At 60.7% G+C, this 21,777-nt stretch carries 20 protein-coding genes and 2 pseudogenes; 19 read left to right on the top strand and 3 right to left on the bottom strand.

Annotation, left to right across the window (positions count from 1 at the left end; genetic code table 11):
* Positions 1-11: 11 nt before the first annotated feature.
* From PSH91_RS16150 to PSH91_RS16110, 9 genes are all read left to right on the top strand, one after another.
* Positions 12-1,352 (top strand): MFS transporter, encoded by a 1,341-nt coding sequence (locus PSH91_RS16150; RefSeq protein WP_281460079.1) that lies wholly within the window; start codon positions 12-14, stop codon positions 1,350-1,352.
* 10 nt (positions 1,353-1,362) lie between these two features.
* On the top strand, positions 1,363-2,124 hold the full coding sequence (locus PSH91_RS16145; RefSeq protein WP_160894270.1) for an SDR family NAD(P)-dependent oxidoreductase: 762 nt from the start codon (positions 1,363-1,365) through the stop codon (positions 2,122-2,124).
* Positions 2,125-2,260: 136 nt separating this feature from the next.
* Positions 2,261-3,010 carry an SDR family NAD(P)-dependent oxidoreductase gene (locus tag PSH91_RS16140; protein WP_047229667.1) on the top strand — a complete coding sequence of 250 codons (750 nt, stop codon included), beginning with the start codon at positions 2,261-2,263 and terminating at the stop codon, positions 3,008-3,010.
* Positions 3,011-3,023: 13 nt separating this feature from the next.
* Positions 3,024-3,323 (top strand): hypothetical protein, encoded by a 300-nt coding sequence (locus PSH91_RS16135; protein ID WP_047229666.1) that lies wholly within the window; start codon positions 3,024-3,026, stop codon positions 3,321-3,323.
* Entirely contained in the window at positions 3,320-4,294 is a 975-nt protein-coding gene (locus tag PSH91_RS16130) for a GTP-binding protein (RefSeq protein ID WP_305466181.1), read from the top strand. The genes PSH91_RS16135 and PSH91_RS16130 overlap by 4 nt, the downstream gene beginning before the upstream one ends.
* The gene (locus tag PSH91_RS16125) at positions 4,291-5,481 is read left to right on the top strand and encodes a PotD/PotF family extracellular solute-binding protein (RefSeq protein WP_281460081.1); all 1,191 of its coding nucleotides are present in this window, start codon (positions 4,291-4,293) and stop codon (positions 5,479-5,481) included. Before PSH91_RS16130 ends, PSH91_RS16125 begins: the two co-directional genes overlap by 4 nt.
* A 203-nt stretch (positions 5,482-5,684) precedes the next feature.
* Entirely contained in the window at positions 5,685-5,987 is a 303-nt protein-coding gene (locus tag PSH91_RS16120; RefSeq protein WP_047230144.1) for a helix-turn-helix transcriptional regulator, read from the top strand.
* A 62-nt stretch (positions 5,988-6,049) separates the two neighbouring features.
* Positions 6,050-7,024 (top strand): zinc-dependent alcohol dehydrogenase family protein, encoded by a 975-nt coding sequence (locus PSH91_RS16115; protein ID WP_047230143.1) that lies wholly within the window; start codon positions 6,050-6,052, stop codon positions 7,022-7,024.
* Positions 7,025-7,064: 40 nt separating this feature from the next.
* Positions 7,065-7,358, top strand: a complete 294-nt coding sequence (locus PSH91_RS16110; RefSeq protein ID WP_047230142.1) for an antibiotic biosynthesis monooxygenase — start codon at positions 7,065-7,067, stop codon at positions 7,356-7,358.
* Between the two features lie 278 nt (positions 7,359-7,636).
* Here PSH91_RS16110 and PSH91_RS16105 read toward each other — a convergent pair whose 3' ends face one another.
* Positions 7,637-8,530, bottom strand: coding sequence for a LysR family transcriptional regulator (locus PSH91_RS16105; RefSeq protein WP_076384106.1), 894 nt, complete (start codon positions 8,528-8,530; stop codon positions 7,637-7,639).
* Positions 8,531-8,624: 94 nt separating this feature from the next.
* Between PSH91_RS16105 and PSH91_RS16100 the strand changes: the two genes are divergently transcribed.
* The 10 genes and pseudogenes from PSH91_RS16100 to PSH91_RS16065 all read left to right on the top strand — a co-directional run bounded on the left by PSH91_RS16100 (position 8,625) and on the right by PSH91_RS16065 (position 19,317).
* Positions 8,625-9,791 carry an MFS transporter gene (locus PSH91_RS16100; protein WP_305466177.1) on the top strand — a complete coding sequence of 389 codons (1,167 nt, stop codon included), beginning with the start codon at positions 8,625-8,627 and terminating at the stop codon, positions 9,789-9,791.
* 150 nt (positions 9,792-9,941) lie between these two features.
* The gene (locus tag PSH91_RS16095) at positions 9,942-10,415 is read left to right on the top strand and encodes a carboxymuconolactone decarboxylase family protein (RefSeq protein WP_047230140.1); all 474 of its coding nucleotides are present in this window, start codon (positions 9,942-9,944) and stop codon (positions 10,413-10,415) included.
* A gap of 46 nt (positions 10,416-10,461) precedes the next feature.
* On the top strand, positions 10,462-10,878 hold the full coding sequence (locus PSH91_RS16090; protein WP_305466175.1) for a MerR family transcriptional regulator: 417 nt from the start codon (positions 10,462-10,464) through the stop codon (positions 10,876-10,878).
* 412 nt (positions 10,879-11,290) lie between these two features.
* Positions 11,291-12,391 (top strand): ABC transporter substrate-binding protein, encoded by a 1,101-nt coding sequence (locus PSH91_RS16085; RefSeq protein WP_305466174.1) that lies wholly within the window; start codon positions 11,291-11,293, stop codon positions 12,389-12,391.
* 109 nt (positions 12,392-12,500) lie between these two features.
* Positions 12,501-14,681 (top strand): annotated as a pseudogene (locus PSH91_RS26795) (sensor histidine kinase); the annotation flags it as partial.
* Positions 14,673-15,278 (top strand): annotated as a pseudogene (locus tag PSH91_RS26790) (response regulator); the annotation flags it as partial. The pseudogenes PSH91_RS26795 and PSH91_RS26790, both read left to right, overlap by 9 nt.
* Entirely contained in the window at positions 15,252-16,136 is an 885-nt protein-coding gene (locus tag PSH91_RS26785; protein ID WP_370695200.1) for a sensor histidine kinase, read from the top strand. The pseudogene PSH91_RS26790 and the gene PSH91_RS26785, both read left to right, overlap by 27 nt.
* Before the next feature lie 184 nt (positions 16,137-16,320).
* Positions 16,321-16,935, top strand: coding sequence for a TetR/AcrR family transcriptional regulator (locus PSH91_RS16075; protein ID WP_047230136.1), 615 nt, complete (start codon positions 16,321-16,323; stop codon positions 16,933-16,935).
* 280 nt (positions 16,936-17,215) lie between these two features.
* Entirely contained in the window at positions 17,216-17,995 is a 780-nt protein-coding gene (locus PSH91_RS16070; RefSeq protein WP_305466171.1) for a thioesterase family protein, read from the top strand.
* A 50-nt stretch (positions 17,996-18,045) separates the two neighbouring features.
* The gene (locus tag PSH91_RS16065; protein WP_305466169.1) at positions 18,046-19,317 is read left to right on the top strand and encodes an OmpP1/FadL family transporter; all 1,272 of its coding nucleotides are present in this window, start codon (positions 18,046-18,048) and stop codon (positions 19,315-19,317) included.
* A gap of 102 nt (positions 19,318-19,419) precedes the next feature.
* Here PSH91_RS16065 and PSH91_RS16060 read toward each other — a convergent pair whose 3' ends face one another.
* The gene (locus PSH91_RS16060) at positions 19,420-20,205 is read right to left on the bottom strand and encodes an SDR family oxidoreductase (RefSeq protein WP_047230133.1); all 786 of its coding nucleotides are present in this window, start codon (positions 20,203-20,205) and stop codon (positions 19,420-19,422) included.
* Between the two features lie 69 nt (positions 20,206-20,274).
* Positions 20,275-21,735, bottom strand: coding sequence for an efflux transporter outer membrane subunit (locus PSH91_RS16055; protein ID WP_305466167.1), 1,461 nt, complete (start codon positions 21,733-21,735; stop codon positions 20,275-20,277).
* Between the last annotated feature and the right edge of the window lie 42 nt (positions 21,736-21,777).

Genomic DNA, 21,777 nt, shown 5'->3' with positions numbered 1-21,777 from the left:
AGGCGCGATTCATGTCTATCTACAACAAGCTTGACCTGACTGGCTGGAAACCCCGGCAATTGACGTCCCAGGAAGTACGCTTCGCCACCTGGATCGCCTTCTTCGCCTGGGTGTTTGCGGTGTATGACTTCATCCTGTTCGGCACCTTGCTGCCCGAGATCGGCCGGCACTTTGGTTGGGGTGAAGTGGAGCAAGCTGAGATCGCGACCTGGGTGGCGGTGGGTACCGCCGTCGTCGCCCTGGCCATCGGCCCGATTGTCGACAGGCTGGGGCGGCGCAAAGGGATTATCCTCACTGTGGCCGGTTCCGCGCTGTGCTCGGCGCTCACCGCGATTGGCGGGGCGTGGGGCAAGTCGCCGCTGATTCTGATCCGTTCGTTGGGTGGCCTGGGCTATGCCGAAGAAACCGTCAATGCCACTTATTTGACCGAGTTGTATGGCGCCTCTGAAGACCCACGGCTGACCAAACGTCGCGGCTTTATCTACAGCCTGGTGCAGGGCGGCTGGCCGGTCGGTGCGTTGATCGCCGCCGGCTTGACCGCGCTGTTGCTGCCGATCATCGGCTGGCAGGGTTGCTTCATCTTCGCCGCAATCCCGGCCATCGTGATTGCGATCATGGCGCGCAAGCTCAAGGAGAGCCCGCAGTTCCAGATCCACGAACGCATCAGTCAGTTGCGTAAAAGCGGCGCCGTGACCGAAGCGCAAAACGTCGCCGTGACCTACGGCGTGGACTATGACGAACACAGCAAGGCTGGCCTCAAAGCCGCGTTCCGTGGCCCGGCCCGTCGCGCCACATTGGTGATTGGCGCCGCCCTGCTGCTCAACTGGGCGGCCATCCAAGTGTTCAGCGTGCTCGGCACTTCAGTGATCGTCAGCGTGCACCACATCTCGTTCGAGAACTCGCTGATCATCCTCGTGTTGTCGAACCTGGTGGGTTACTGCGGCTACCTCAGCCACGGTTGGATGGGCGACAAGATCGGCCGTCGCAACGTGATTGGCTTGGGTTGGATGCTCGGCGGCCTGTCGTTTGCCGGGATGCTGTTCGGCCCGAGCAATATGCCGATGGTGGTCGGGCTGTACAGCCTGGGCTTGTTCTTTCTGATTGGGCCGTACTCGGCGGCGCTGTTCTTTATCAGTGAAAGTTTCCCTACCAGCATCCGCGCCACCGGTGGCGCGATCATCCATGCCATGGGCCCGATTGGCGCGGTGGTCGCAGGTTTTGGCGCCACCCAGGTGTTGTCCGCCGGCAGTGACTGGCAGACCGCCGCACTGTGGTTCGGTGCGCTGCCGTGTTTCCTGTCCGGTGCCCTGATGTTTGCCGCACGCCATGTGCGCCCGGAAACCGTCCAGTAAGGAGTTATCGATGAGCCGTAAAGTCGCCTTGATTACCGGTGCTGCCAGCGGCATCGGCCAAGCCCTCGCCGTGGCCTATGCGGGCAGCGGTGTGGCAGTCGTCGGCGGGTATTACCCGGCCGACCCCCATGACCCGCAAACAACAGTGGCCCTGGTGGAAGAAGCCGGTGGCGAGTGCCTGATGCTGGCACTGGACGTGGGCGATACCGCCTCGGTGGATGCGCTGGCCGAGCAAGCGGTGCAGCATTTCGGCCGCCTGGATTACGCCGTGGCGAACGCAGGTTTGCTGCGCCGTGCGCCGTTGCTGGAAATGACCGATGCGCTGTGGGACGAGATGCTCAACGTCGACCTGACGGGGGTGATGCGCACCTTTCGCGCGGCGACTCGGCATATGGGCGAGGGCGGTGCGTTGGTGGCGATTTCGTCGATTGCCGGCGGCGTATATGGCTGGCAAGAGCACAGCCACTACGCAGCGGCCAAGGCCGGCGTGCCGGGGTTGTGCCGTTCGCTGGCGGTGGAGTTGGCAGCAAAGGGCATTCGTTGCAATGCGGTGATCCCAGGGTTGATCGAGACGCCGCAGTCGCTGGATGCGAAGAACTCCCTGGGGCCGGAAGGCCTGGCGAAAGCTGCGAGGGCGATTCCGCTGGGGCGGGTAGGGCGGGCGGATGAGGTGGCGTCGTTGGTGCAGTTCTTGACCAGTGATGCATCGAGCTACCTGACCGGGCAGAGCATCATCATCGACGGTGGGCTGACCGTGCGTTGGCCCGACTGACTGTACTCAATCCAAACGTGGGAGCGGGCTTGCTCGCGAATGCGGTGTTTCAGATAAATCAGTTTCGACTGACAGACCGCATTCGCGAGCAAGCCCGCTCCCACAGGGAACCTGTGTTTGCTTCAGGAGATTCTACATGCCTCAACTTACCCACCGCCGTGCCGTCATCACCGGCGCTGGCAGCGGTATCGGTGCCGCCATCGCCCGTGCCTATGCGGCTGAAGGCGCGCGTCTGGTGCTGGCCGACCGCAATGCTGTCAGTCTTGCCGAAACCGCGATCATCTGCCGCAACTTCGGCGCCGAAGTGGTGGAGTGCCTCGCCGATGTAGGCACCGTCGAAGGCGCCCAGGCCAGTGTCGACCGTTGCGTCGAGCACTTCGGCGGCATCGACATTTTGGTCAATAACGCTGGCATGCTCACCCAGGCGCGCTGTGTCGACCTCACTCTCGAGATGTGGAACGACATGCTGCGCGTTGACCTCACCAGCGTATTCGTGGCCAGCCAGCGCGCCTTGCCGCATATGCTCGCCCAGCGTTGGGGGCGGATCATCAACGTGGCCTCGCAACTGGGCATCAAGGGCGGCGCCGAACTCACCCATTACGCTGCGGCCAAGGCCGGGGTCATCGGCTTCACCAAGTCCTTGGCGCTGGAAGTCGCCAAGGACAACGTACTGGTCAATGCCATCGCTCCGGGGCCGATTGAAACGCCATTGGTCGCTGGGATCAGCGATGACTGGAAACGCGCCAAGGCCGCCGAGTTGCCCCTTGGCCGGTTCGGCCTGGCGGACGAGGTGGCGCCCACCGCTGTGCTGCTGGCCAGCGAGCCGGGCGGCAACCTGTTCGTTGGCCAGACCCTCGGCCCGAATTCTGGCGATGTCATGCCATGAGTGAGGTGTAGCCATGTGTGGACTCTGCGGTTTGCTTGGCGAAGACCTGCACTGGAGCGATCCCCTGGGCGATGAGCTGCCCAGGCGCCGCGAACGCCTGCGCCGCATCGCCGCGATCAATCAGGTATTGGCGGTGTTCCGGCTCAAGGTCGAAGATTTTCAGGGCGCCTCTTATCTGCTGCTCGGCGCGACCGGCAAGCAAGAGCTGGCGAGTGGCCTGGATCAGCTCTGGCGAGCGGCTGAAACCATGCTCGGTCGCCCGTTGGATCCCCTGGACCCGCATCTGTTGGATCACTTGGAGTCAGCCGTATGAGCATCGCTCTCAACGTCATCACCGGTTTCCTCGGCAGCGGCAAAACCACTTTGCTCAAGCGCCTGCTGCAAGGCGAAAGCCTCGGCGATACGGCTTTGCTGATCAACGAATTCGGTGACGTCGGCATCGACCATCTGCTGGTGGAAGAAGTCGCCCCGGATACCGTGCTGTTGCCCAGTGGCTGCGTCTGTTGCTCGATTCGTGGCGAACTCAAAGACGCGTTGCTCGCCCTGTTGCGACGCCGTGAGCGCGGCGAAATCCCGGCGTTCAAACGGGTCATCCTGGAGACCACCGGCCTGGCCGACCCGGCGCCGATCCTCGCCACATTGAACAATGATGTGCAATTGCGCGGGCGCTTGCATATCGGCCTGGTGGTCACCTTGGTCGATGCCAGCCACGCCGCGCTGCAAGAGCACCTGCATCCGGAATGGCTTGCCCAGGTCGCCGCCGCGGACCGCTTGCTGTTGAGCAAGACCGACCTGATGGAGGACTGCGCCCCACTGCGCACGCACCTGCAAGCGCTCAATGCCGGTACGCCGATCCTCGATACATGCGACGTCCACAGCGGCGATCAGCTGTTGCTGGGTGAAGGTTTGCGCAGCGCCGAACCGACAGAGGAAGTCCGTCGCTGGCAACTGCATCGCAGTACCAGCGCCACCCACGGCGCAGCGCAAGTGTGCAGCCTGACCTTCGACCAGCCGTTGGATTGGGTCGGCTTCGGGGTTTGGTTGTCGATGCTGTTAAGATGCCACGGCGAACGAATTCTACGTGTCAAAGGACTGCTTAACGTGAACACCAGTAACGCCCCCATCGTCATCCATGGTGTGCAGCATTGCCTGCATGCCCCGGTGCACTTGCCTGCCTGGCCGGGCACTGATCGGCAGTCGCGCCTGGTGTTTATCCTGCGTGGTCTCGACCCCGCGCTGCTGCGGCGCTCCTTTGACGTGTTCTCTCAGCGGTTCGCCGCATGATCACACTCCGCGTCCTCGGCACCTCAGTGACCTTGCTCGAATGCCTGCGTGTACGTGCTGAACAGGAATTGGGCATTCATCTGGTGTACCAGGTGCACGATGTCGAGCAGGCCCAGCGCATCGCGGTGATGCAGCCGGACAGCTATGACCTGTACGACCAATGGTTCCACAACGTCGACTTCGTGTGGCCGGCCCGGGCGATCCAACCCATCGACACACGGCGCATTGCGTTGTGGCATGAGATCAACGACCTTCCCAAACGCGGCCGCCTCTCCGCCAACGATCGGTTGGGCAGTGGCAGCGTGCCGAGTGAGCGCTTATTCGTGCAGCACGATGGCAGCCTCGGCAGCACCGTCACCGAGCGCATCAGCATGCTGCCCTTGACCCATAACGCCGACAGTTTCGCCTACCGCCCCGAGCGCCTGCCTGAGGGTTTTCGCCACGACAATGAAAGTTGGGGTTGGTTGCTCGACCCTGCGTGGCGCGCGCGCACCGCACTGCAGAGCGATGCCGCGATCGGTGCCCTGGATGCCGCGCTGGCGGTGCAGGGCGCGGGACTGGCGCGCTTTAAGGACATCGGCAATATGAGCATCGAAGAGATCGATGTGCTGGCCGATATTCTGGTGCGCAAACAGAAGGAAGGTCACTTTGCGGCGTTCTGGTCCGATGACGAGGAGGCCGCGCAGTTGATGCTCAGCCCGAGCATCGATATCCAGAGCCTTTGGTCGCCGACCTTGATGCGCCTGCATCGCGCCGGGGTGAAATACCGTCTGGCGGTGCCTCGCGAGGGCTATCGCGCCTGGTTCGGCGGTTTGTCATTGTCGCGCCACGCCCAGGGCCCGGTGCTGGACGCGGCCTACGCCTACCTCAATTGGTGGTTGTCCGGCTGGCCCGGCGCGGTGATGGCGCGCCAGGGTTACTACATCGGCAACCCGGCGCGCAGTCGCGACCATCTGAGCAGTGCCGAGTGGGACTACTGGTACGCCGGTCAACCTGCGCGGGAGGAGTTGCTGGGCAGTGATGGTTTGCCGCTGATTGACATCGGTGATGTGCGCGATGGTGGTTCCTATGAGCAGCGCATGGGGCATATCGCTGTGTGGAACTCGGTGATGGATGAACACAATTATCTGGTGCGTCGCTGGGGCGATATTTTACGGGCGGGGGCGAAAAGCTCTCGCAGGCCATGAGTTTCTGAAATAGGCTCTGCGTTCGTCAGGGATATTCCACTATCCGGTATCCCATAGCGCTAATGCCTTCACTCATGGCCACAGGCTGCTTTCGGCTAGAAGCAGGCACGCGCTCCAGTCTGTGAAACCGCTGGCAATCCGAACCCCGAAATTATTCTAACCTTTCGTATTGACATATCGGTAAATCTCGATATCCTGAGCGCATGGAACTGATCGAAATATTCAAAGCCCTCTCGAACCCTACGCGTCTTCAAATCCTGAAAGGTTTGAAGGATCCCGTAAAGAACTTCCCTCCGCAGGATGAGGGTGACGTTCTCACGGTCGGCGTCTGCGTCAGTAGTATTCAAGAGGGTATCGGACTGTCGCAGTCAACGGTGTCTGGCTATCTTGCCACGTTGCAACGAGTGGGCCTGGTCGAAGTCAGGCGTATCGGTCAGTGGACCTACTACAAGCGCAATGAAGCAACTATCAGCGCGCTTGCCGAGGTCATAGGGAAAGATTTGTAATTTTTTTACCGCAATATATCGAGATATCTCGATATGCCATTTTATAGATATGAGGATTTACCATGAAAGCGATGATACTGAAGTCATTTGGCGGTCCTGAGTCGTTCGAACTCCGCGACGTGCCCAAGCCCGTGCCGGGCGCGGGACAGGTCCTGGTCCGGGTACACGCAACCTCGATCAACCCGTTGGATTATCAGGTTCGACGTGGCGACTATGCCGACCTGGTGCCACTGCCGGCCATTACCGGACACGACGTATCGGGCGTTGTCGAAGAAGTCGGGCCGGGTGTAACGAGCTTCGCTCCGGGAGACGAAGTCTGGTACACCCCGCAAATTTTCGACGGCCCAGGCAGTTATGCCGAGTACCACGTTGCGGCCGAAGGCATCATCGGGCGTAAGCCGCAATCACTGAGCCACCTTGAGGCAGCAAGTCTGACCCTGGTTGGCGGGACGGTGTGGGAAGCACTGACCGTGCGAGCGGCGCTCAGAGTGGGGGAGAGCATTCTGATACACGGCGGCGCGGGAGGCGTAGGGCATGTCGCGATCCAGGTGGCAAAAGCCATTGGAGCGCGGGTCTTCACGACCGTGCGCGAAGCAAACTTTGAGTTCGCACGCAGCCTGGGTGCCGATGTGCTCATCGATTACGAAAAGGAGGATTACGTCGACGCGATCATGCGCGAAACCGGTGGTCACGGCGTGGATGTGGTGTTCGACACCATCGGCGGCAACACACTGACGCGTAGCCCCGACGTGCTCGCCCAACTCGGCCGCCTAGTCTCGATTGTGGACATTGCCCAGCCGCAAAACCTTGTTCAGGCGTGGGGCAAGAACGCGAGTTATCACTTCGTTTTTACCCGACAAAACCGCGGCAAACTTGATGAACTGAGCGCATTGGTAGAGCGCGGTCAACTGCGCCCGCACGTTGGCGCGGTCTATTCGCTGGCCGACATTGGGCTTGCCCACGCTCGACTGGAGAGCCCCAACAACGGCCTTCAGGGAAAAATCGCGATTGCAGTCGAGCCATCGCTCATCTCGTGAGTGCGTACTTTTAATCAACTGAGCTTGTTGGAGGAATGCCATGATTTATGAAATCGCTCTGCTCCCCGTTCACAAAGAACGCATTGAAGCGTTCAGACACGCATTTGCCGAGGTCGCCCCTTTGCTCACCCGCGCAAAGGGTTACGGCGGCCACTTGCTAGCGCAAGGGATTGAAACCCCCCAGCAATTCAACCTGATCGTGCGCTGGGCCTCACTTGAGGATCACACGCCGGGCTTCGAAGCGAGTGAAGACCATCGGCTGTTCATGATGGGCTTGGAGGAATATTTTTCGGAAGAGCCGACGGTCTACCATATTGAAGGGGGGAGCTTTTAGGACTGACGAACATGATGCTTCCAACAATACCGTCGGCATGGATGCTGCCGGCACCTTGAGAGTCTTGAACCGGGACTAGGTGCCGGGTTTGAAGTCTTCTATGAAAGGCCCTAGATGTTTAGATTTAGACGTTTGAGCTGACCATCGTCCGCTTCTAGCCGAAAGCCGGCTCTCACCAATCGCACCGGCCAATCTCGGCTATAGCTCCCGATTGTTCCAGTCAGGCAAAACTCCCACAGCATTACGAGCATCCGGAAGGGGCAGGTGACGTTACCCGTTTACATCCGGTGATGTTCCAGCAAGAAGTCCACGAATAACCGCACCCGCGCCGGCATTGCCGAACCACCTACGAACACCGCATGAATCGGCTCCCGGTCTCCGGGGTTCCAGGCTTCCAGCAGCGGTACCAGATCCCCGCGCCGCAGGTCCTCGGCTACGGTGAAATCGCCGATACGCGCGATGCCAGCGCCTACCCGTGCGAGTTGTGCCAGCGCTTCACCACTGCTGCATTCGATGTTGCCGCTGACCTTCAGGGAAAACTCATTTCCCTCGCGGATGAACGGCCAGTTGGGTTCGGCACGCCGGAAGTTGAAGCGCAGGCAGTTGTGCCGTAGCAGGTCTTCCGGTTCCCGGGGGATGCCGTGGCGCTGCAGATACTCGGGCGATGCCACCACGACCTGGCCGGTGTCGCCGATCCTTCGTGCGGTCAGGGGGCTGTCGGGCAGATGGCCAAAGCGTACCGCCACGTCGGCCTGGCCGCCGAGAATGTCGACCACTTCGTCGCCGAGGGTGAGGTCGACGACGATGTTCGGGTAGCGGGCGCTGAATGCTGCCACCAAGGGAACGATGGTCTGGCGCCCATGGCCGAGGGCGGCACTGACCCGTAAACGGCCCCGGGGCACGCCCTGGTCGGCGATGGCTTCTTCGACCTCGGCCATGTCGGCCAGGATACGGCGGGCGCCGCGCAGGTAAGCCTCGCCCTCGGCGGTGAAGGTGATCGCTCGGGTGGTGCGCAACAACAGGCGAGTGCCAAGACGTTGTTCAGTACGCGCGATGATCCGACTGACCGCCGAGGGGGTCAGCCCCAATGCACGCGCGGCGGCTGACAGGCTGCCTTCCTGCGCCACGGTGGCGAACACGCTCATTTCACCTGATCTGCCGTTGAAGTCCATTTGTGCTCCGTACGCAAAGGTGATTGCCAGAAATGCTATCTACCGCCTGAAAAAGTTGGATCGTAGCATTGGCGGCATAGATAAGGAGCCTTCCATGCATATCAATCCACCGCTTGTCGCACTCGCCATTGGTGCCTTTGGCATCGGCGTTACCGAGTTCGCCCCCATGGGCATGTTGCCGGGCATCGCTGCGGATCTCGGCGTATCCATTCCCGCCGCAGGTTTGTTGGTCAGTGCCTACGCCTTGGGCGTATTGCTCGGCGCGCCGCTGATGACCCTGACCACCGGCAGGATTCCCCGGCGCTATCTGCTGATCGGACTCATGGCGATTTTTACCCTGGGTAATCTGATGTCAGCCCTGGCTACCGATTACTACAGCCTCATGGTCGCCAGAGTGGTGACCTCACTGAACCACGGTGCGTTCTTTGGCGTCGGCTCCATCGTCGCCGCTAGCGTGGTCGCCCCAGAGAAACGCGCCGGGGCGGTTGCGGCCATGTTCTTGGGCCTGACCCTGGCCACCATCGGCGGTGTGCCGCTGGCCGCCTGGTTTGGCGGACTGTTCGGCTGGCGCACCGCATTCTGGGGTATTACCGGACTCGGCGTGGTAACCATGGCCGCGTTGTGGTTCGCGCTACCAAATCTGCAAGCGCCACAAAGCGTCGGTGTACTGGCCGAAATTCGGGTGCTGGGCCGTGGACCGGTGCTGGGGGCGTTGGCCCTGACCGTAGTCGGCTCGGGTGCAATGTTTACCGTCTTCACCTACATTGCGCCGATTCTCAGCAGCGAGACCCATGCATCCACCGGCTACATCACCGCCATGCTGGTGCTGTTCGGTGTGGGGTTGACGCTGGGCAACATGTGGGGCGGCAAGGCCGCCGACCGTTCGATAGATCGCACCCTGATCGTTTCGCTGAGCGTGCTGATTCTGGTCTTGTTGGCATTCACCGTATTGATGCGTTGGCCGCTGCCGGCCGCCGTTGCCATCCTGATATGGGGGATCGCCAGCTTCGCCCTGGTGCCGCCGCTACAGATGCGCGTCATGGAAGCCGCCAAGGACGCACCCAATCTGGCCTCGGCGGTGAACATCGGCGCCTTCAACTTGGGTAACGCGATGGGTGCGGCGCTGGGCGGAGCGGTGATCAATACCGGGCTGGGTTATCCGGCGATTTCCCTGGCTGGAGCGGCAATGGCGGGTCTGGGGCTGCTGATGGTGTTGGCTTTTGCCTGGCGTTCCAGAACGATTGCAACTGCGGTGGTGTGACGATGATGTGAGGGGGGCTCCCTTTAGCTGCGGGCCCTTTTAGCTGAAAGCAACTGGCGCTTGACTTAGAGCGCACTCTAACCAATAGCCTCCTTGTTGCACCGCCAATACGGCCAGGTCCGTTGCGCGGCTTAAACAAGGAGACAGGTCATGACATTTAAAAAACTGAGCGCTGTAACCGGGCTCGTGCTTTCAGCAATCGCAATTCCGGCGTCGGCAACTGAACCGGATAGTCGACGAGTGAAAGGGGTCGAGACCCTGGAAAGAATCACCGGGACCACCGGCAACAACGTGGTCAAGTCGCTTAGCGATATCTCGCCCGAGCTGGGTGAATGGATAGTCGATTTCGCCTATGGTGATGTGTTTTCCAGGCCTGGTGTCGCTCTGTGCACACGCGAGTTGGCAACCATCTCGGCCCTCACCGCATTGGGGAACGCGCAACCTCAACTCAAGGTGCATATAGAGGGGGCGCTGAATGTGGGTTGCAAACCTGAGGAGATCGTTGAAATCATCATCCAGATGGCGGTGTATGCTGGTTTTCCCAGCGCGTTGAATGGCATCAGCGCAGCGCGGGAAGTGTTTGCCAAACGAGGCATCAAAGTTGTTGCCGCACCTCCCGAGTGAGCGGGACGGGTGCATTACCGAACACCGATGGCCAAGGATTGTGCTTATGAACGCCTACCAGACGATTGACCAGGTCGCCAAGCGCACCGGCCTTACGGCCTATACCCTGCGCTACTACGAACGCACCGGCCTTACGGCCTATACCCTGCGCTACTACGAACGCATCGGCCTGTTGGCACCGGTCGCCCGTGCGGCCGGCGGGCAACGGCTTTATGCGCCGACTGATATGGCGTGGCTGGAGTTTTTGCTGCGTTTACGCACCACTCACATGACCATCGGCAAAATGCAAACATTCGCCAAGCTGCGCAGCGCTGGGGACTCAACGATTGCCGAACGCCGCCAGATGCTGGAGAGCCATTTACAGGATGTACAGGCCGAAGTTGCTGCCATGCAAAAGGCCGTTGCTGCACTGCAAGTCAAGATTGACCACTACCGTGCGCTTGAGGCCAAGGAGGAAGGTTAGGATCTGCTCTGTTGGTCGACTCCCGCCCATCACGACAAGCAGAGTCTCGCTGAAATCCTTCATGGCCGCGAGCGAAGTGGGCACCTTGAGACTATGCTCAGTGTCACTGCAGGCAATGTACTGATTTCGGTTTTCAGCCGCCAAGGAAAGGAGTCTGTATGTCTCTGGTTCTTCGTGCCCGGTTCTATGATTGGAATGACCGAATGAGCAATCCGGTAACCGGTGCCCAGGGGCGCAGCTTGCTCAATGGGCAATATCTCCTCAGTTCGTGAGCGTTTGGGCGCTTCATTCACAGGGTCGACGATCTCCAATCTGAAGGCCGACTTCTCCAACCAGGTCGAGCAGTCGATCCAGACTGTCGGCAAATGCAGGTGGATTACTTTTGGTAAATCCCAAGGAAATGGAGAGCCGCATGAACACTAAACCACTCCACACAATCTTATGGCGCCTCGCCGGCTGCGTGACCGGGCTGGCGATGGTTGTCGCCAATCCAGCCCAAGCTGCCGATGGCGGCATCGCCGGCGGCCCTACCTCAAGCTATAGCATTGCCTTCAGCAACTCCTACGCGGGCAGTGATTTCCGCAAAGTGATGGTGCGCAACTGGCAGGAGGTGGCGGCCCAAGCACAAAAGGATGGCTTGGTCCGCGAGGCTCCGGTGGTCAGCGCCAATAACTCCGCAGCGGAACAGGCGGCCCATATCCAGGACATGATCGTCAAAGGCGTGAACGCCATCGTCATCCTGGCCGCGTCCGACACGGCCCTCAACGGGGTGATTCGCGATGCATGCAACGCTGGCATCGTGGTGGTCGTCATGGCCAGTCTGGTCACCGAAAGCTGCGTCTATACCGTGGACTACAACTGGTCCGCCATGGGCCGCGTGGAAATGGATTATATCGCCGAGCGTCTCAAGGGGAACGGAACACTGCTGGAGATCCGCGGCATTGCCGGCGATGCCACCGATAAAAACATCAGTGACGGCATTCGCAAAGCCGCCAGCGACTACCCGGGCCTGAAGTTCGCCAAGACCGTGTACGGGAACTGGACGGCGTCCGTCGCACGCAAGGAGGTGGCGCTGGCACTGCCGTCGCTTCCCAGCATTGATGCCGTCGCGACTCAGGGGGGCGACGGCTACGGCGCGGCCATGGCGTTCAAGGCGGCGGGGCGCCCTTTGCCGATTATTGTGATGGGGAACCGTCAGGACGAACTTGCCCTGTGGAAGCAGGAGCGCGATGCCAATGGCTACGAGACCGTCTCGGTCTCCGCCTCCCCAAGCGTCTCCCAGGTGGGGTTCTGGGTGGCCCAGCAGATTCTGGCGGGCAAGCAAGTGCCGAAGTTCGTCGAGGTGCCGCTGGTACGCATCGATGCGAAGGACCTGGACGCCTGGCTCGCCACTATGCCGGTGGGCGGCGCCGCCAATCCTTTCTACAGCCAGGCTTCCGTTGCGGCGATGATCGACGCGGCCGTCAACCATACGGCGCCGCCGACGCCTTTGCCGGAGGTGACGAAGCAGTAGTGGTGGGCGGGGAGCGAGGAGGCGAGGCGCGGTGCTGACATTCAGGCCCACCACAGACAGGCCCATTGCCGTCAGGATCGGGCTGGCAGTCGCCGCACTGGTGTTTCTGATGCTGGCGGTGTCGCTAGTCAACCTCTATGGCCTGCGAGGCATGGTTCGTTCGGTGGATTCGGCCAGCCATTCCGCAGAAATTCTGGCCTCGGTCAACGGGGCCACCGAGCGGGTGGAAAACTTCATCGCCACCCGCGACCAGGAAAGCCTCTCCCAAGCCGAAGGCATGGTGGCGACCGCTATTGCCGGCCTTACCGCCATTGCGGTGGCAGAGGCGCAATCGCTCAAGGGCGGTCTGGACAGGCTCGCCGCGGCGATCGCCGCTTTGCGGGCGGCGACCCTGACCATGGATGGCGAAACGGAGAACATGACAGCCCACTACGGCCGGATGCGAGAGGCGACGATCCTGGTCGAACAGGGCATCGCCGATGGGCTGAAGGGGCTTGACGCCCGCACCGCTGAGCACCAGGCGCAGGTGAGCAACATTGAAAGCGCCCATCGCATCCTGGATATCCTGCGCAACGGCGAACGGATCATCATCGCCAATGTGGCCAAGATGCTGGTGACCGGTGATGGGGCGGCCGCGGCGCACAGCGCTTGCGCGGCACTCCCGCCGGTGGTCGAGCAATTGCGCGAGGTGATGGGGGAGCCGCAGGAGAGAGAGCCCCTGGACCAGTTGGCAACAGCGGTCGTTGCTACCTGCGTGACGGTAGAGCACCTTGGCGAGGCGCCCAAGTTGCGGGGAGGCGAGGCGTTGCGGCAGCTCGCCGTCGTCGGGAATGTGGTCGAGCACCTCGAGGCAATGTTGAGTGAGGTGGATGGGCGCGTTGCTCATGATGCAAGCGACATTCAGGCAGCCACCGGCTTGCTGCACAATGCCGCCGCGTTGTCCAAGCGTTTCGCCGAGCGTGTTGCCACCCTGGAGGCGCAGACCCTGTCGTTTCGCCTGTCACCGTCAGCCGAGGTCGCCAGCTCTGTCGGCCACATCCTTGATGAACTTTCCCGTCTCGCGCGCGTTCTGCCTTCGTCCGTGGGGCCGCAAGCCAAGGCTACGCCTCTGACGGTCAGCGATCAGATTGCCGGCTACCGGGCGGCATTCGCCAGGTTCCATCAGGCAAGCAACGCTTTGAGCGATGCACGCGATCAGGTTCGCGACGAGGCTCGCAGCGCCGGCCAGTTGGTTGCGCGCTTCGCTGGAGAGGCGCGCTCCGACGCCTTGGTCCACAATGATCGCGGCATGCTTGCGACGATAATTGCAGGTACCGTCGCCATCCTGCTAGCCGGCGCCATCGCCTGGAGCACGTCGCGATTTATCGCACAGCCCATCGTGGCCCTGGCCTCGGTCATGCGCAGGCTTGCGGCCGGCGACCTGAACGCCGAGATCGCCAGTGCCGGACGCGGTGACGAGATTGGAATCATGACCCGCGCCGTACGGGTGTTCCAGGAGAATGCCCTGCGCATCCGGGTGCTGGAGGCTGAGGCTGAAGCCGAACGACAGCAAGTGCAGGCCTCCTTGGAGAGAATGGTCGCCGAACGGACCGACACGCTGCATCAACAGACCGAGGTGCTGGAGGCGCAGGCCGTCGAGCTCATTCAGGCGCGCAACCAGGCCGAGACGGCCAACCAGGCAAAGAGCGATTTCGTCGCCACGGTCAGCCACGAACTGCGCACCCCCCTGACCCTCATTCTCGCCCCCCTGGAGCAGCTCTCGGCGGCGACCATCCCGCCGGCGGACTGGCATGTGCAAATCGACCGCGCCCAACGCAACGCACTGCGCTTGATGAACCGGGTGAATGACATTCTCGATTTCTCCAAAGCCGAAGCGGGCAAGTTTGAGGTGTGTCCGGCGCCAATTGACTTGAACAAGATGGTGGGTGTGCTGGCCGAGGATGCCGCCATGGTGGCCGAGGGCAAAGGCTGCACCCTGACCTGCAGCATCGATCCTGCGCTCGGCACGGTGTTCCTGGACCCCCGACACTTCGAGAAGATTCTTCTCAACCTGGTGAGCAATGCCATCAAGTTCACGTCCGCTGGCGGCACCGTGCACCTGGCAGTGACGCTGATTGATGGCGAGCGTTTTGAACTCGCGGTGCAAGACTCGGGGATCGGCATTGCGCCTGACAAACTGCCGTTGCTGTTCCAGCGTTTTTCCCAGATCGACAATTCCGCCACGCGCCACTACAGCGGCACAGGCATCGGTCTGGCCCTGGTCAAGGATCTGGCCGAACTGATGGGGGGCGAAGTGGGCGTGAACAGCGAGCCTGGACGGGGTTCGTGCTTCTTTGTTCGACTTCCGCTGGGGGCCGAGCAAAACACCGTGCCGAGCGAAGCCAGCAATATGCAGGAGCGATCGTCATCGAGCACAACAAGCACTATTGAGCAGCGCCACTTGCGTTTCGACGACGGCCACCAAGGCAGTCGCAACGACCAAGTCGTGACGCAAGGCGCAGGCGACGAGCAGCACCCGGAACACGCCTTGCGATCCAGAGTGCTGGTGGTCGACGACAGCCCGGAAATGCTCAGCTATCTCAGAGAACTTTTGCAAAACGATTACATCGTCGCCACCGCAGTTGATGGCGAGCAGGCCTGGGCACTCCTGCAGCGTCGACCCATCGATGTGGTCGTTTCGGATGTGATGATGCCGAAACTCGATGGCTTTGGCCTGACAGCCAGAATCAAAGCCAGCGCCGGTTTTGCCCATTTACCGGTGATCCTGGTGACCGCCCGTGGCGGTAGCGAGGCCTGCGTCTCCGGGCTGGAGAGTGGCGCCGATGACTATATCGCCAAACCCTTCTCGCCGCTGGAGCTCATGGCTCGCGTGCGCGCGGCGCTCCGCATGAGTCACGTGCAAACCGAACTGCATGCAAAATCCCGTCAGGCGGGCATGGCCGAAATCGCTACGACTGTGCTGCACAACGTCGGCAACGTCCTCAACAGCGTGAACGTATCGGCAGAACTGGTCAGCAGCCTGATGCGCACCTCCAAAGCCCAGGGGCTGGGCAAGGTGGCTCAGATGATGAACGAACACGTCCATGACTTGAGCGATTTTCTCACCACAGACCACAAAGGAAAGATGTTGCCCGGCTACCTGCTCAAGCTGGCGGAGGTGGTGGCGATAGAGCAACAGGGCATCATCGAAGAGCTCGGACAACTCACCAAGGGCATTGACCACATCAAAACCATTGTCGCTGCCCAGCAGTCCTATGCCGTTGCCGTCAGTATCGTCGAGACAGTACCGGTCCCGGAGTTGATCGATGATGCCTTGCGCATGAGTGCTGGATCACTGGCGCGCCAGGAGGTGACGGTGGTCAAGGACATTGCCGACTTGCCCTTGCTGCCGCTGGACCGGCACCGGATGCTGCTGATTCTGGTGAACCTGATCCGCAATGCCAAACAAGCAATGAACGGCGTGATCGATCGCAGCCCGTGCATCACGTTCAGCGCCTTGCTGGCTGACGGGCCAGCATTGCGTATCACCGTGACCGACAACGGCAATGGGATTGCACCAGAGCATCTGGCGCGGCTCTTTTCCCATGGCTTCACTACTCGCAAAGACGGTCACGGTTTCGGCCTGCACAGCTGCGCGCTGGCCGCGCAGGAAATGGGGGGCAGCTTGACCGTGCACAGCGACGGGGCTGGACAGGGCGCAACCTTCATCCTTGATGTTCCGCTCGATGGTCCGCAGACGCAGTGATGAGCACCAGATGTCAGGAAATCATTTGGAAGCGAGTCCCAGATAGACCCAGTACAGCAGGGCAGTTGCGCCGATGGCAGCTCCTGACATGCAAACGGCTATCCAGCTAAATCGCCAGATATGTGACTTAATTACAATGTGGTCACAAGTTGTCAACCGCCTTTGAGGTGAGTAAGCTGACCGCATGAACCAGCCAATATCCCCCAGCGTCCGTGGCCCAGTCGACCATGACATCCGAGACCAGATTGTCGCGGCGGCCAATGAGCATTTCAGTCAATACGGTTACGGCAAGACCACGGTGTCCGACCTGGCCAAGGCCATCGGGTTTTCCAAGGCTTACATCTACAAGTTCTTTGATTCCAAGCAGGCAATCGGCGAAGCCATTTGCAAAAATTGTCTGGCGCAAATCGTTGCCGCCGTGGAGCAGGCCATCAACGTGGAAGGCCTCTCACCTACGGAGCGCTTTAGACGCATGGTCAAAACACTGATGGTCACGGGCGCGGACCTGTTCTTCAACGACCGCAAGCTTTACGACATCGCCGCGTTCTCGGCCTCGGAGCGTTGGCCAAGCTCGCAGGTTTATAATGCCCGGATCAAAGACTTTGTTCTGCAGATCGTACGAGAGGGGCGAGAGCTCGGTGAGTTCGAGCGCAGGACGCCACTGGACGAGACGGTAGACGCGATACATCTGGCGCTCCAGCCTTTCGTCAATCCTTTGCTATTGCAGTACAACCTCGATCGCATCGAGGATGCCCCGACGCTCACCTCCAATCTCATCCTGCGTAGCCTCATGCCCTGAGCTTCGGCTGAGGGTTGCATTGCCGTTGCAACCTATTCCCGCGTGGTCCCTGCGATTTTACCTTCTGAGTGAAGGTATCTATTTGTCTGAATTGTGACTGTTGACACAAATGGTCACATGAATAAGTATGGCGCATCTGTTCTCAAGAGATCGCCATGATCCAGCGCCGCCTTCAGCTTAGGTCTTCACCGATTCCATCCACCCGTTTCGATTGGGTGGGGGCGACGCCTGCGTGCTGCTTGGTGGGGATCACGACCGGTCAGTTCAGGGGAGCGTTGATATGACCAGCTTTGCCCAGATGCTGCAGCAATTCGATCCGGATTCGCCTTTTATTGCACCACCCAACTGGTTGCAGGGGCGCACGGTCTTTGGCGGTCTGTCTGCGGCGCTGTCGCTGCAAGCGGTTTTGCGTGAGTGTCCGACAGATTTTCCGCCGTTCAGGTCAGCCCAGGTGTCGTTCATTGGCCCTGTCACACAGGCCCAGACATTCGAAACCAGCGTGTTGCGTCAAGGGCGGTCAGTCACCTCGGTAGCGGTCGACTGTATGTCGGGCGATGACCTGGCACTGCGCACCACGCTGTTATTCGCTCAGCCGCGCGCGAGCAAAATCACCCACAACTCCTGGGGAAGACCGCTTGTAGAGGGGCCATCCAAATACCCCACGCTGGTTCTGGATAGCAACGTCGCACCGGCTTGCGCCCATAACTTCGAGATGCGCGTGGCGGGCGGTTCATTGCCAGTATCTGGCGCAGAAAATCCCGAACTGTTGATGTGGGTGCGCCACCTGGATGCACAGGGCGTGGACCCCGCCGTCGCCTTGGTTGCGCTCGCTGACAGTTTGCCGCCGGCCGCCATGACCTGCTTCACCGAGCCCGCCGCCATCAGCTCTGCGTCCTGGATGATTGATCTACCGCAGCCGGCCGGTGCTGGTGAATGGTTTCTCATCAGTTCTTTCAGCCAGCAGGCTCTGGAAGGTTACTCATTGCAAGATATGGAAATCTGGGACGAAAGCGGTCGACGAGTGCTTTGGGCGCGTCAGACCGTGGCAATTTTCACATAACACAACCACCCGCTTCATTCACCTCAGCTACTGCTGTAAGAGTTCTAATAATGAAAAAAATATGGCTCAAGACCCCGCTAGGTCTCGCTGTTGCGCTCGCCACTTCTCATGTGCTGGCGAGCGGTTTCGCGCTCAATGAGCAAAGCATCAGTGGGATGGGATCCGGGTTTGCCGGTCGCTCGTCTTCTGCTGAAGATGCGAGCACCGTTTTTGGCAATCCGGCGGGCATGTCTCGCTTGAAGAGGGAGCAGGTCAGTCTGGGGGCGGCGACGCTTTTCGCCAAGTCCGACATCAGCCAGACTCGCAGCACCTTCGGTGGCCAGCAGGACGGCGATATGGTGCCAGCGACCACGGTGCCGATGGGTTACTACGTCAAACCCATTGATGAGCACTGGGCGTTCGGTATTGGTTTTTATGTTCCTTTCGGCCTGATTACCGACTATGGCAGCGGTTTCGCCGGGCGTTATTACGCCAACAAAAGCGAGGTCACGACCCTCACGTTCCAGCCCACTATCAGCTATGCCTTTAACGACAAAGTGTCGATCGGGTTCGGTCCTACCATCAACCGTATCAGCGGTGAGTTGTCCGGGATGGTGCCCAATCCACTCAGCCCTGGGCGCAATGATGGAAAACTCAAAAGCACCGGCGACGACACGGCCCTGGGTTTCAACGCGGGGATCCTGGTGCAAGCTACTGACCGAACCCGCTTAGGTCTGACGTACCACTCCAAAGTCAGTTACCACTTGGACGCCAAGACTAAGGTTACTGGTGGAGTCTTCAGCTTGCTGGGCGTCAGCGGCCAGAGCTATGACGCTTCGCTGGATGTGGATACACCGGAGTCGGTGGACTTCTCGGTGACTCATCAGCTCAACGATGACTGGACGCTTTATGCAGGGACCACCTGGACACGCTGGAGTCGCTTCAAGGAACTGGTCATCCAGAACTCGGGTTTGCCTCCTTTGCTCAGTGGCTCGCTGGGCACCGTTGCCGAAGAGCAGAACTGGCATGACACGTGGGCCCACGCCATCGGTACGGCGTACCGGTTGAACAACCAGTGGGTGCTTCGCGCAGGCTTGTCGGTCGACCAGTCGCCCGCCAACAACACCGACCGCGGGCCACGTATTCCTACGGGCGACCGGACGGTGATCAGCTTCGGTGCAGGCTGGACGCCGGTGGACGATGTCACGATCGACGTTGCCTATTCTTATCTGTGGGAAGAGAGCGTGCAGGTCAATCACACCTCAGCGACCCGGGGCGCCTACAGCTCCACGTATAAGAACAGTGCCAGCGGCCTCGGTGCCTCTGTCAGCTATCGCTTCTGATTGATTGCCGCTTTACGATAACGAAAAGGCCGGGAGCACAGGTTGCTTCCGGCCTTTTTGTAGGCATTCCTTTCCCTTCGGGAAGGCCTTCACATCGCCCACTCAGACGCCCATGACGTGCGCCATGATGCCTTGGTGAAACCGGCGAGGCGTGGCCCAGGTCAAGACCGTAATCGCTTTGTTGCCAAAGCCTGGCACGACACTCATGCGTCCGGCTTGCAGCGCACGGATTCCCGCAGCGACAACGGGCTGGGGCTGCATCATCACCATTTTCAGGGCCGGTGTGAGCTTTTGCCTGGCGCTTTGTGCAAATCCGGTGTCCGACATCCCGGGGCAAAGTGCGGTCACGACGACGCCGTCGGTTTTGAGTTCACGATGAAGCGCGTCAGAGAAACGAAGCACATAGGCCTTTGCGGCAGAGTAAACGGCGAAATTCTTCACGCCCTGGAAGGCCAGCAGGCTGGCAACCATCAGGATATGTCCGCGTTTTCGGGCCCGCATGTCAGTCGCGAAGAGGCGCGTCAGGGCTGTCAGGCTGGCGATGTCCAAATCGATCATGGCCAGGGATTGTTCTACGGATTGATCCAGAAAGGGCCCTTGCAAGCCATGACCGGCATTGTTGATGAGCACATCGATCACGACACCGCGCTCGCTCAGTCGCTGATACAGTTCGATGATCGCCGGAATCGAGGACAGGTCGACTTGCTCGACGAGCACCTCAACGCCGAAGCGTTCGCGCAACTGCGCCGACAGCGCCTGAAGTTTATCCAAGCGGCGTGCTACCAGGACCAGCGATTTCCCTTGTGCTGCGTACTGCCGGGCAAACTCCTCGCCAAATCCGCTCGACGCGCCCGTGATGAGCACCCAAGAGTTATCGTTCGTTTTCATATTGCTGTTCTCTGCTGGTTTTAGCTGAAGGAGGAGGGCGCGCAGGTGGTGCCACTTCACCTGGTTACGTCATCGACTTGCCACAGGCTCGGCGTGAGAAGGCTGCCAGCCACCACCCAGTGCCCTGAACGCGGCGACCGCCGCTCGTGCCGATTCGGTTCGCGCTTGCGCTCGGGCATCGGAAGTTCGCAGCAGTGTTTCGTCGGCTTGCAGGACGTCGATGAGACTGGCGGTGCCTTTCTCATAGGCAATGAACGAGGATTGACGAGCCTGAGTCAGAGCTGTCTCTGCTGCGGTGAGGGTGGTTGCCTGGGCTTCGCGATTGACCAACGAGGAGAACGCGTTCTCGACATCCTCGCTGGCGCGCAGCGCGGACTGGCGATAAGCGGCCAGGGCCTCGGCTTCCTGCCCCTTGGCTTGATCGATCTGTGCGTTGATACGGCCAAAGTCGAAGAGCCTCCAGCGCAGTCCCAATACACCCGCCGACTGGCTGGCGCCGCCGGTAAAAAGGTTGCCGGCGGATACGGCGGTGGCGCTACCGAGCAGCGCGCTGAGGGAGAATTTTGGATAGTACTCAGCAACGGCCTCTGCGATGCGTGCATTGGAGGCCGCTAGACGGCGCTCGGCCACGATGAGATCGGGCCGGCGGCGCAGCAGATCGGCAGGCGTTCCCATGGCGGTTATCTGGGGTGCCAGAGGAATGCTCCGCGCATTGGCCAGTTGTGTGCGATGCGTGCCGGGCGGCGTGCCAAGCATGATGTCCAGTGCGTTCATCGCAGCATCCAGGCCAATTTGCAGGACCGGCACTGTCGCTTGGACCTGTGCCAAGGCGCCCTCGGTCTGGCGAACCTGATAGCTGGCGGCGAGGCCCTTGCTGTAGAGCAGTTGGACCTTCTCCAGCAGTTCCTGTTGTGTTTTGACCTGTTGGTTCGCAATGCCCAAACGGGTCTGCAATCCGCGGACAGTGATGTAGATGTCGGCGGTCTGCGCAGCGACGGCCAGGCGGGTGGCCGTGGCGCCCGCTGCGGACGCCTGGTATTCGGCCAGGGCGGCCTCGCGTGACCGGCGCAGGCTGCCAAACAAATCGACCTCCCAGCTGGCCCCGAGGTTGAGTTCGTAAGCGCTTCCATACCGATCATAGCCAGGCGTTGAATTCAGCACCTGGCCGAGTGGGGTTTCGACTGACTGATAGGCTCGCGCGGCCTGGCCGCTGATATTGCCCGAGGGCAGCAAAGCAGCATTGGCCGCACCCAGGCCGGCCCGCGCCTGCGCGACGCGCGCCGAGGCCTGCGCCAGGTCCAGGTTCTGCTCAAGTGCCTTGGCGACGAATTCGGTCAGCGCTGGGTCATCAAAGCCTTCCCACCAAGCTACGAGACTGGCCGGCATCGTCGCGGGCCGCTGTTCGACAGAGGGCTGACCGAGGAAACGGTCCGATAGCGCAGTGTCCGGACGGTGATAGTCCGGACCAACGGCGCAGCCTGCCATCAAGCTGGCACCCAGTATCAGAGCAGCGGGGTGGAGTGGCGACATGGAGATTCCTGAAGTGGAGATTGATGTGTGACCATATTATAT

It is taken from the genome of Pseudomonas sp. FP1154, assembly GCF_030687245.1.
In the GTDB taxonomy this organism is placed as follows: domain Bacteria; phylum Pseudomonadota; class Gammaproteobacteria; order Pseudomonadales; family Pseudomonadaceae; genus Aquipseudomonas; species Aquipseudomonas rhizophila.
The sequence above is the reverse complement of the archived record's forward strand: the minus strand, read 5'-3'. Positions and strand labels throughout refer to the sequence as shown.